General features: G+C 46.9%; 13 protein-coding genes. 11 read left to right on the forward strand and 2 right to left on the reverse strand.

Annotation, left to right across the window (positions count from 1 at the left end):
* The 6 genes from KF839_RS01635 to KF839_RS01660 all read left to right on the forward strand — a co-directional run.
* The coding region (locus KF839_RS01635) for an RHS repeat-associated core domain-containing protein (protein WP_292916326.1) at positions 1-129 on the forward strand (129 nt) is incomplete at its 5' end.
* Positions 130-135: 6 nt separating this feature from the next.
* Positions 136-564: a hypothetical protein gene (locus KF839_RS01640; protein WP_292916077.1), complete on the forward strand. Its 429-nt coding sequence runs from the start codon at positions 136-138 to the stop codon at positions 562-564.
* Between the two features lie 339 nt (positions 565-903).
* A complete protein-coding gene (locus KF839_RS01645; protein WP_292916078.1) occupies positions 904-1830 on the forward strand; it encodes an RHS repeat-associated core domain-containing protein in 927 nt (308 codons plus the stop codon).
* 39 nt (positions 1831-1869) lie between these two features.
* The gene (locus tag KF839_RS01650) at positions 1870-2217 is read left to right on the forward strand and encodes a hypothetical protein (RefSeq protein ID WP_292916079.1); all 348 of its coding nucleotides are present in this window, start codon (positions 1870-1872) and stop codon (positions 2215-2217) included.
* Positions 2218-2273: 56 nt separating this feature from the next.
* Positions 2274-3119, forward strand: a complete 846-nt coding sequence (locus tag KF839_RS01655) for an RHS repeat-associated core domain-containing protein (protein ID WP_292916080.1) — start codon at positions 2274-2276, stop codon at positions 3117-3119.
* 387 nt (positions 3120-3506) lie between these two features.
* Positions 3507-3641, forward strand: a complete 135-nt coding sequence (locus KF839_RS01660; protein ID WP_292916081.1) for a hypothetical protein — start codon at positions 3507-3509, stop codon at positions 3639-3641.
* 10 nt (positions 3642-3651) lie between these two features.
* Here KF839_RS01660 and KF839_RS01665 read toward each other — a convergent pair whose 3' ends face one another.
* Both KF839_RS01665 and KF839_RS01670 read right to left on the reverse strand, forming a co-directional pair.
* Positions 3652-3831, reverse strand: a complete 180-nt coding sequence (locus tag KF839_RS01665) for a hypothetical protein (protein WP_292916082.1) — start codon at positions 3829-3831, stop codon at positions 3652-3654.
* 393 nt (positions 3832-4224) lie between these two features.
* Positions 4225-4623 carry a hypothetical protein gene (locus tag KF839_RS01670; protein ID WP_292916083.1) on the reverse strand — a complete coding sequence of 133 codons (399 nt, stop codon included), beginning with the start codon at positions 4621-4623 and terminating at the stop codon, positions 4225-4227.
* Between the two features lie 277 nt (positions 4624-4900).
* On the opposite strand from KF839_RS01670, the gene KF839_RS01675 reads away from it, so the two are divergent.
* From KF839_RS01675 to odhB, 5 genes are all read left to right on the forward strand, one after another.
* Positions 4901-5596 (forward strand): succinate dehydrogenase iron-sulfur subunit, encoded by a 696-nt coding sequence (locus tag KF839_RS01675; RefSeq protein WP_292916084.1) that lies wholly within the window; start codon positions 4901-4903, stop codon positions 5594-5596.
* Positions 5593-5826: an FAD assembly factor SdhE gene (locus KF839_RS01680; RefSeq protein WP_292916085.1), complete on the forward strand. Its 234-nt coding sequence runs from the start codon at positions 5593-5595 to the stop codon at positions 5824-5826. The genes KF839_RS01675 and KF839_RS01680 overlap by 4 nt, the downstream gene beginning before the upstream one ends.
* An 82-nt stretch (positions 5827-5908) precedes the next feature.
* A complete protein-coding gene (gene gltA, locus KF839_RS01685; protein ID WP_292916086.1) occupies positions 5909-7207 on the forward strand; it encodes a citrate synthase in 1299 nt (432 codons plus the stop codon).
* Positions 7208-7236: 29 nt separating this feature from the next.
* Entirely contained in the window at positions 7237-10077 is a 2841-nt protein-coding gene (locus tag KF839_RS01690; protein ID WP_292916087.1) for a 2-oxoglutarate dehydrogenase E1 component, read from the forward strand.
* Positions 10078-10089: 12 nt separating this feature from the next.
* A complete protein-coding gene (odhB, locus tag KF839_RS01695) occupies positions 10090-11352 on the forward strand; it encodes a 2-oxoglutarate dehydrogenase complex dihydrolipoyllysine-residue succinyltransferase (RefSeq protein ID WP_292916088.1) in 1263 nt (420 codons plus the stop codon).
* Positions 11353-11430 lie beyond the last annotated feature (78 nt).

The raw sequence follows: 11430 nt of genomic DNA on the forward strand, positions 1-11430 counted from the left end.
TATTTTGATAAGGAAACCGGCCTGCACTACAACTATTTCCGCTATTATGAACCGGAGACCGGAAGATACCTCTCACCCGACCCGATCGGGTTGGCGGGAGGGATAAGTGTTTGGGGGTATGTGGGGTAGAATCCGTTGAGTTTTGTGGATCCGACGGGGGAGATAGCACTTTCGGCAAGCGGTGCAGTTTTAGGAGCGATACTTGATATTAGTATACAGTCGGCTTTGAATGGTGGAAGGATTGAATGTGTTAAGTTGGAATCTGTCTCAATTGCGGCTGCTGCAGGGGCCTTGAATCCTTTTGCACTTGGTAGAGCGATGGTTACGGTGAATAAGGCAAACCGACAGCTTCAGCGAGCGTATGCATTAAGAGCAGGTAGTCGAGCTGTCAAACGCACGGAATTTCGCTCGGATAAAAACAGAGCTGCGGCTATAAAAGAATTAGGTTCATGGGCAGTAATAGAGCTTGGTGCAGAAGGACTCGGAAATCTGATTCCTAATGATAAACATGTGAGAATTGGAAACATTTTTGGCAATTCTTCTCTTCAGTGTGAATGTAGGTAGTAAATGAAGAATTCAACTAGTAAAGATTTTGCTATACATGTTGGTGGGTTTTTTCTTGTTTATGCTGTATCTATTTTGATTGCCAAATTTTTCTTTCCTGGATATGAGAGTACCGCGATTTTTTTCGTATCGGGTGGCGTGTTAATGATCCTACTGTTTCAACAATTTTTTCCGAAAACATAGTAAACAGCAGGGTAGACGAAAGAAATACCGATAGCGTGTGTTGACGAGTAGCTTAGCAAGTAGCCTGGATAAGCTTATGCTATCCAGGATCAACGCATCATCAAAAAAGACTCGCTGAGTCCGAAGTTTTTATTCTTCTACGATTCCAATGGGCAATTGATCGGGGAATATAAAGACAATGCATCGACGGCTACACCAACCGACGATTGGCTGGTACGGCAGGAAACCGTCTGGCTGGGCGATATTCCGGTGACTGTGATTACCAAACTCACCGCCACCGGGCCGATCCAAGCGCATTACGTCCATGCCGACCAACTCAACACCCCCAGAGTGATCGTGAATCAAACCAACACCATCGTCTGGCGCTGGGAGAATACGCACGCGTTCGGCGCGAACTTGCCGAACGAAGACCCGGATGGCAACGGCCAATTATTTGAATACCACCCCCGTTTCCCCGGGCAGTATTTCGATAAGGAAACCGGCCTGCACTACAACTATTTCCGCTATTATGAACCGGAGACGGGAAGATACCTCTCACCCGACCCGATTGGGCTGATGGGGGGAATTAATATCTACGGGTATGTGGGGCAGAATCCGTTGAGGTTTGTGGATCCGTATGGTTTATGGGCTATTGGGGATCCTCTACCACAAGGAATTGTTAATGCCATAGTGGGTTTTGGAGACGGAATTTCAAGTTTTGCAACCTTTGGAATGTACTCGACTATCGATGTACGCAACAGCTTGGGCATCAATAATGGAGTTGATTACTGTTCTTCGTTATATTCTGGCGGTAAGTTTGCAGGGTACGCCCGGGGTACTGGAACACTTTGGGCGGCAGGTCTCAATGGTGGTTCAAATTCGGTATTCTGGGTCGGTAATACTGCGAGATCAGAAGCAGCTTCATTAGGAACAACAATTGCAAAAACTCCTATTGGCTGGTTTATGAATAGATTGGGAATTGAGAATCGAACTGCATGGAGAATTGCATCTTCTACTTTTGCTGCAAATGCATCAGGAACAGCTACAGTAGTCGCTCGAAGTGTAAATCCTAGCTACTATGGAATGTCGAGCGTGCAATATTGAATATGCGTAGTGTTCCAATTATTTACCATTAATTAGGATATGAAAAAACTGAGTACAGTAATCATTGATTTAATAAATCGAATATTACCAACGCCTCGAATCGACTTCGATGATGGTTCTTATATTGAATATTTAGATAGGGAAGCCATTCTTTATGCTGAGAAAGATGGACATCGAATGGAAGTGGAATGGTATTTCAATAGCCGTTTTGGAAGTGGACGGCTTCTTTATGCTGATGACATTGGTTACTGGAATTCTCCACATGAGCTTGAAGTATTATCCGAACAAAAGAAAAAAGAAATCCAACAAAAAATTATTAGCTATTGTCAGAAGCGAAATATTTCAATCGAAATAATTCCTGTTGGATTGAAGCCACCAAGCTCGTGAGGCTCCAAAGCGAGTGGCTATCCAAGATGATGATGAAGGTTTTTTACTTTGGATCAATGCGCCATCAAAACGGACCGCTGAGTCCAAAGTTTTTGTTCTTCTATGATCCAAATGGACAATTGATCGGCGAATACCGGGATAACTCAAACACTGCCACACCAACCGATGATTGGCTGTTACGGCAGGAAACCGTTTGGCTGGGCGATATTCCTGTAGCCGTAATCAAGAAACCTACCGCCACCGGACCGATTCAGGTGCATTACATCCACGCCGACCACCTTAACACCCCGCGGGTGATCGTGGATCAGACCAACACCATTGTCTGGCGCTGGGAGAATATGCACGCGTTCGGCGCGAACTTGCCGGACGAAGACCCGGATGGTAACGGTCAACAATTTGAATACAACCCGAGGTTCTCCGGGCAGTATTTCGATAAGGAAACTGGCCTGCATTACAACTATTTCCGCTATTATGAACCGGAGACGGGAAGATACCTCTCACCCGACCCGATTGGGCTGATGGGGGGAATTAATATCTACGGGTATGTGGGGCAGAGTCCGTTGGGTTTTGTGGATCGACTTGGTTTAGATAAGACAATTTGGTTTCCACTCGGCGATGGACGAAGTATTGCTGATGGCCCTCGTAACGGAAATTGGGGTGGAGGAAGATCGGGCAATGTTACAGGAAGAGCTTTGCCACTTGACAGTGCGGATGCCTGTTATATGAGACATGATCTATGTTACGACTCGGGCACTGCGAAGAAGCAATGTGATGCTAGACTAATTAGTGAACTGAAGCCATTGCCTATTAATCCACGGAAATGGCCAGTACCGTCAAAACTTGGAACTGAAGCCGATACGATATTATTTTTAATCGGAGCTATTCTGATTTTTGGTCCATGAGAATTCCAAGAAAACCATTTGTTTTACTCGCAGTAAGTGTGTTTATTGCTTTGAGCACTATGTGGGTTGAAAGATTATTTTGGCATATTGGTTACTCGAATTACATGTTGATACTGGGTATTCTTGCTTTACTGCATTTCATTGTTAGTATCTTGATAATCAGAGAAAATCCGGATAAATTTCTGCTGCGGCTAGGAGCTGTAGTTATTTTTATCATTGGTCAACGGTGGTTGATTGAGTTGATTGCAATGTTGGCAATTTGGTACCTACGAGGACTTGCTCCGTAGCAAGTAGCGTGGATAAGCTTGCGGTATCCAGAGGTAGCGTATCATCAAACATGTCCCGCTGAACCCAAAGTTTTTGTTTTTCTATGATCCAAATGGACAGTTGATCAGGGAATATCGGGATAACTCAAACACCGCGACACCAACTGACGATTTGCTGGTCAGACAAGAAACCGTGTGGCTGGGTGATATTGCGATTGCCGTAATCACGGAATCCATCATTACCAGCGCGATTTAGGTTCAGTTGCTCAAGGTTTTACTTCAGTGGGTTGTATTATGCATTCGTAAGACCAGCTCATGGCTTGCCTGGTATAAGCACCACCATTGGATTCACAGGCTTCTTTTTCATTATTAGCGTATACGAACGATGCAATAAATAAAGCTAATAAGAGGGCGGTATATAAAAAAACTTTTGTCTTTTCACTCATGATTTAACCTCGTTGAATGGAGTGAGCCGGTATTCCGGATCTAAACTTAAACTATGCGTTTTACCATGGATAACATGGGTGTGTCGTTTAAATATCGCTTGATACAGTGACGAAACATTCCATGTGATTACAGAAGCCGTCAATAATACTACTAAACTATAAATAGTTTGTTGTTGTGTACAGGAAACGATCAGGTGAAAAATATTTTCATGCTCTGCTAAGCGTTCAGGCAGTAAGCAGACTGAGTATACTTTTGTTATCTTGGAGTCGGAGCAGGAGGGTTTGTTGGAGAAATCAATAAAAAAACCTCCGGCTTCAGAGCCGGAGGTTGAGTGATTGTAGCAATGATACTCAACTGACGATACTACAAGGGATATGAAAAAATAACTTAAACTACCGTACTACTGCTGCATTTACTGCACTTGCATCGGCACTGCTTGTTCTGTCAACTTGTTGTCCGGCGGTTGACAGTTTTCTGTACAGCGCTGCTTGTGCCAATTCTTCCTCGAGCTGATGTTTGTGCTCGCGAATGTTGGCGCGAAGATGTGAAACTTGATCTTGTCCTCTACGGCCATAAAAAAAAGCATGATCTTCATGTTCTTCCAATTCTTGCTGGTATCTTTCTACAATGGCGGTTTCTTCTTTAGCCAGGTTTTCATAAAACGCGGCAGCGGCGGTATGATCGTCCGGGCTAATGTTGCTTGGCAATGAGGGTATTTCGGCGAATGCGGAAGTTGCTAACAAGCCGAATGCGAAGAAAGACAAAACTGCGCTTACTTTCAATGCTTTCATTTCAATTTCCTCCAACGTTAAGATTTCAGTGTTGCCATCTTAACGAAGATAAGGAATAGCGTATATTGGGGAAACCCTGGTTTTTTTATAAGGGAAACCATTAGATTGCTTCAATTTGATGATCATGCGGGAAACGGTATGCCGAGTGATCAATGATTGAAATCAACAGTATTAAAAAGCAACCGGACTATGCGAACCCGATTTCAAATCTGTATACTTCAGAACATTCGGAATTATTTTGATTTGAATTCATCAACCAACCAGCCGGAGCTAGTCAATGAAGTTTTCAATTTACCGCTACAATCCCGATAAAGATGAAAAGCCCTATATGCAGGACTATGATGTTCAACTGGCGCCGACCGATAAAATGCTACTGGATGCGTTGCTGCGTATCAAATCGGTTGATGATAGCTTGAGTCTGCGCCGCTCCTGCCGTGAAGGCGTGTGCGGGTCGGATGCGATGAATATCAACGGCCGTAACGGTTTATCTTGTATCACACCGCTCAGTGGTCTGGCGGAGCCGGTTAAAATCCTTCCGCTACCGGGTTTGCCGGTGATTCGTGATTTAATCGTTGATATGACGCAGTTTTTTCAGCAATATCATTCGATCAAGCCTTATTTGATTAACGATGATCCACCGCCGGAAACCGAGCGATTGCAATCGCCGGAGGAACGCGCAGCGCTGGATGGCGTTTATGAATGCATATTATGCGCGTGCTGCTCGACAGCATGCCCTTCGTTTTGGTGGAATCCCGATAAGTTCGTCGGTCCGGCAGGGTTGCTACAAGCGTACCGGTTTCTGGCGGACAGCCGGGATCAGGCCACTGCCGAACGATTGGATAATTTAGAAGATCCTTACCGGTTATTCCGCTGCCATTCCATCATGAACTGCGTTGATGCATGTCCTAAAGGCTTGAATCCAACGAAAGCAATCGGCAAAATCAAAGATATGATGGTTAAACGAATGGTATGAAGGAATTCGAACGAGCGCGCTGGCGCTGCCGGCGCGGGCTGCTCGAATTGGATATCGTATTGCAGCGTTTCATGGATCATTATTATACGCAGTTGGATGAGCAGGATCTGGAGCAGTTTGAACGATTACTGTCGTTAGCAGATAACGATTTATGGGATTTAATTACTGGCCGACAGATTAATACGGATCATCGTTGGCTGGCAATTTTGGAATTATTACAAAAGAGTTAGATTTCTAGTGGTATTCTGACGGTGTTTTTATCTATAACCAGAGCATACTAGTGAATTATACGCATCAAGTGGAGAAGTAAATATGACACAAAGAGGCACAGCGATTCTGAATCTGAATAATGGCAGCGCGCCGATCGAGCTGCCAGTGTTATCCGGAACCATGGGACCGGATGTGATCGATATTCGTAAACTGCACGCGCAGAGTGGCTTATTTACGTATGATCCCGGGTTTTTGTCGACGGCTAGCAATAGCTCCACGATTACTTTCATTGATGGTGACAAGGGGATACTGCTTTATCGCGGTTATCCGATTGAACAACTGGCGTTGCATTGCGATTTCGTGGACGTTTGCTATTTATTGCTGCATGGAGAATTGCCTACGCCGGATCAGAAAAAGACCTTTGACGCCGCGATCAAAAACCACTCGATGTTGAATGAGCAACTGGTCCGATTCTATAGCGGTTTTCGTCGTGATGCGCATCCGATGGCCGTGATGGTTGGCGTAGTTGGCGCGTTGTCGGCATTTTATCATGATTCTTTGAATATTTCCGATCCGGTGCACCGCGAACAATCCGCATTTCGCTTGATTGCGAAACTGCCGACGATTACTGCAATGGCGTATAAATACAATATCGGTCAACCGTATGTTTATCCGCAGAACAGTCTGAGTTATGCGGAGAATTTCCTGCATATGATGTTTTCCGTGCCGACGGAAAAATACGAAGCCAATCCGGTGATTGTGCGTGCTTTAGATCGGATTTTGATTTTGCATGCCGATCACGAACAGAATGCTTCAACATCGACCGTTCGTTTGGCCGGCTCCAGCGGTGCCAATCCGTTTGCTTGCGTTTCCGCCGGTATTTCTTGTTTGTGGGGGCCTGCGCATGGCGGCGCCAACGAAGCATGTTTACGCATGCTGGAAGAAATCGGTGATGTGTCGCGTATCGATGAATTTATTCAGCGCGCTAAAAATAAAGAAGATAATTATCGTTTGATGGGTTTCGGGCATCGTGTCTATAAAAATATGGATCCGCGTGCGAAGCTGATGCGCGAAACCTGCCATGAAGTATTGAATGAGCTGGGTTTACACAATGATCGCTTGTTTAAACTGGCGCTGCAGCTTGAAAAGATTGCGTTGGAAGATGATTATTTCATTTCACGCAAGCTATATCCGAATGTCGATTTTTATTCCGGTATCGTACAACGCGCATTGGGGATTCCAACCAGTATGTTTACCGCCATTTTTGCGATGGCGCGAACCATCGGCTGGGTAGCGCAATGGAGTGAAATGGTATCGGATCCGGATCATAAAATCGGACGTCCGCGCCAACTCTATACGGGGACAACGATGCGCGACGTACCCGGCTCGTATATCAAATAGTCGTTCATCCATTTGAGACCCCGTCATTCATGAATAAACCGTTGCTGGACGATTCCCTGTTATCCGCTGCAAACGCTACGTTTATCGAGGCGGTTTATGATGAGTATTTGCATAATCCAAACTCAGTGAGTTTGGCTTGGCGGGAATATTTCGATCGATTGGCGAAACCGTCGGATGCAGCTGCGACCAAACCTATACAAGCTCCCGCAAGTAGCACGCCCGGGAGGGACGATGCGAAATCGCCCGGTATTGAAATACAAACCGCCTTGTCCGACGTGGGAATGGTGGACACTGATGATCGTAAGCAAGTGGCCGTGTTGCAGTTGATCAACATGCACCGGTATCTTGGTCTCAATCTAGCGAAGCTCGATCCGCTCGGACTCAAGCAGCAGTCGGATATCCCCGAGTTGCATCCAGCGTACTTCGGGTTTACCGAAGCGGATATGGACAAAGTATTCAACACCGGTTCACTGGTTGGTCCTGATCACGCTTCTCTACGCGAGATTTTGCAAATTTTGCGGGAAACCTACTGCGGTTCGATTGGCGCTGAATATATGTATATTTCTTCGATCGAACAAAAACGCTGGATTCAGACGCGTTTGGAAGGTCAACGTTCCAATCCGAATTTTTCCGCCGACTATAAGCGGCATATTCTGGAACGATTGGTCGCGGCGGAAGGATTGGAGAAGTATTTGCATACCCGTTATGTCGGACAGAAACGTTTTTCCGGAGAGGGTAATGAAAGTCTGATTCCATTGCTCGACAGCATTATTCACCGAGCCGGAAAAACCGACGTGCAGCAGATTATCATGGGTATGGCGCACCGTGCGCGACTCAATGTATTGGTCAATACGCTAGGAAAAATGCCGGAGGATTTGTTCCGGGAATTTGAAGAAAAACAGCCGCAGCATTTACCTTCGGGTGATGTGAAATATCATCAAGGCTTTTCCTCGGCGATCAAAACTGCGGATGGCATCGTGCGTTTGGCACTGGCTTTTAATCCTTCGCATCTGGAAATTGTCAATCCGGTGGTTGAAGGTTCGGTGCGCGCGCGCCAGCATCTGCTCAACGATAAATTGGGCGACCGGGTGTTACCGTTGTTAATTCATGGCGATGCTGCGTTTGCCGGTCAGGGCGTGGTAATGGAAACGCTGAATTTATCCCAAACCCGGGGTTATGGTACCGGTGGCACGGTGCACATCATTATCAATAACCAAATTGGGTTTACCACGTCGGATCCGCGTGACAGCCGATCGACGCTGTATTGCACCGATGTTGCCAAAATGGTTGAAGCGCCGATTTTTCATGTCAACGGCGATGATCCGGAAGCCGTGGTGATGGTGGCCGAGTTGGCATTTGATTTCCGCATGCGTTTTCACAAAGACGTGGTGATCGATTTGGTGTGTTTTCGCAGGCTGGGTCACAATGAACAAGATGAGCCGATGGTGACGCAGCCGAAGATGTATCGAGTGATCAGCCGGCATCCTGGCACCCGTCAGTTGTATGCCGACCGGCTGATCGCCGAAAAAGTGATTCAACCGCAAGATGCGGATTCACTCGTTCAAGCGTATCGTGACGCGATGGATGAAGGCGTCAATCCGAATAAAGCGGTTTGTTACGATTATAAGTCACCCTATGCCATCAACTGGGAGCCTTTTATCCGGCCATTCAAGTGGAACAAGAAAGTTAAAACCGGTATTTCGCTGCAAATGCTGAAGCAACTCTCAATACGGCTTACGGATACTCCTGAAGGTTTCAAACTGCATCCACGGGTGGAGAAAATTATTGCCGATCGGCGGCTGATGGGTAAAGGCGAGTTGCCTCTGGATTGGGGCATGGCCGAGAATCTGGCGTACGCCGCTTTATTGAAGGAAGGTTATCCGGTCAGATTGTCGGGGCAGGATTCGGGGCGTGGAACCTTTTTTCATCGTCACGCGGAGCTGCACGATCAGGTGGCTGCGGATGAAAATGAACGGATTTATGTGCCGTTGCGCCATCTTTATCCGGAGCAACCGGATTTTGTCGTGATCAATTCGATGCTGTCGGAAGAAGCGGTATTAGGATTTGAATATGGTTATGCGACTACGCAACCCAATGAGTTGGAGATCTGGGAAGCGCAGTTCGGTGATTTTGCCAATGGAGCGCAGGTTGTTATCGATCAGTTCATCGCTTCCGGGGAAGCCAAATGGGGGCGGTTGTGCGGTTTGGTAATGATGTTACCGCACGGTTACGAAGGTCAAGGACCGGAACATTCATCGGCGCGATTGGAACGTTACTTGCAGTTGTGTGCCGATTACAATATTCAGGTGTGCGTTCCATCGACGCCGGCGCAAATGTTTCATTTATTGCGCCGGCAAATGATCCGCCCGATCCGTAAGCCGCTGATTATCATGAGTCCGAAGAGCCTGCTGCGGCATAAGGAATCGGTATCGAGTTTGGATGAATTGGCGCATGGTTATTTTTACCCGGTTATCTCAGAAGTCGATAACCTGGATCCGCACACCATTAAACGGCTCATTGTTTGCAGTGGAAAAATCTACTATGAATTGCTGGCGTACCGTAAGGAGCAACGCATTGGTAATATGGCAATTATTCGTTTGGAACAATTGTATCCATTTCCGCACGAAGAATTCCAAGCGGAAATCGATCGTTTCGTGAATGCCAAAGAAGTGGTGTGGTGCCAGGAAGAGCCAGGCAATCAAGGTGCTTGGCATCGTATTCAGCATTATCTGTTGCGTCATATGAAACCGGATCAAGTACTGGCTTATGCGCTACGCGCATCATCGGCTTCCCCGGCGGTCGGTTACACGGCAAGACACAAATTTACGCAAAACGAATTAATTGTTGCGGCATTCCGAGAAAAAATTTAGAAAGAGGGCGCCATGTTAATTGAAGTCAAAGTTCCCGTATTATCTGAATCCGTTGCCGAAGCAACACTGATTGCTTGGCATAAAAAAGTAGGCGATACCGTAAACCGATCTGAAAATCTGATCGACATCGAGACCGATAAAGTCGTGCTGGAATTGCCTGCGCCGAATGCCGGTGTATTGAGTGAAATCATAAAACAGGACGGTGCAACGGTTGTCAGCGGGGAAGTGATCGCAATGATTGAAACCGAAGCTGCCGTACCAAGTGAGAAGCAAGAGGTGAGTACTGAAAAGCAAGCAGCGAGCACTGAAAAGGAAACAGTCATTGCTACCGGAAAAAGCGTTGAAAAAGCCAGTACGGAAGCGACCGACGCGGCTATCCCGATGCTGATGCCGGCGGCGCGCAAGCTGGCCGAAGAAAACGATCTGAAGGCGACGGAAACATCCGCGATCAAGGGCACTGGCCTCGGCGGCCGTATTACCAAGGAAGATGTGCAGGCCTATATGGAGAACAAATCTCGTGCGCCTGCGCCGGCGGAAAGTAAACCCGCTTCTCCCGAAGCGGCTGCGACGGGAGTACGCACGGAACGCCGGGTTGCGATGTCGCGATTGCGGCAGCGAATTGCGGAGCGCTTGGTGCAATCGCAATCCACAGCTGCCATTTTGACGACATTTAACGAAGTCAATATGCAAGCGATCATGGATTTGCGTATGCGTTACAAAGTCGAATTCGAAAAGGAGCATGGCGTTAAGTTGGGTTTTATGTCGTTTTTCGTCAAGGCGGCTGTTGCAGCGTTGAAAAAGTATCCGATCGTGAATGCATCGGTGGAAGGTAATGAAATCATCTATCATGATTATTACGACATCGGTATTGCAGTCGGTAGTCCGCGTGGACTGGTGGTACCGGTCATCCGGGATGCCGACAAGCTATCGATGGCTGAAATCGAGCTGCAGATTGCCGATTTCGCGAAGCGTGCGCAAGATGGCAAGCTTGGTATCGACGAACTCAGCGGCGGTACTTTCTCGATTACCAACGGTGGCGTGTTCGGGTCCATGCTCTCGACCCCGATCATCAATCCGCCGCAGAGTGCCATTCTCGGTATTCATGCTACCAAGGAGCGCCCGGTGGTCGAAAACGGCCAGATTGTGATTCGTCCGATGAATTACTTGGCGTTATCGTATGATCATCGCATTATCGATGGCCGCGAAGCGGTGTTGTCGCTGGTGGCGATGAAAGAAGCGCTGGAGTATCCGATGAGTCCGTTGCTGGAGAAATAAGAACAAACGAGAAAATTATCCTTATCTTATAGCTGCATATCCTTTAGGGTTAGAGTAATCAGAGTTTCATTCTTTTCA

Origin of the sequence: Nitrosomonas sp. (assembly GCF_019635155.1) — a bacterium.
Taxonomy (GTDB): domain Bacteria; phylum Pseudomonadota; class Gammaproteobacteria; order Burkholderiales; family Nitrosomonadaceae; genus Nitrosomonas.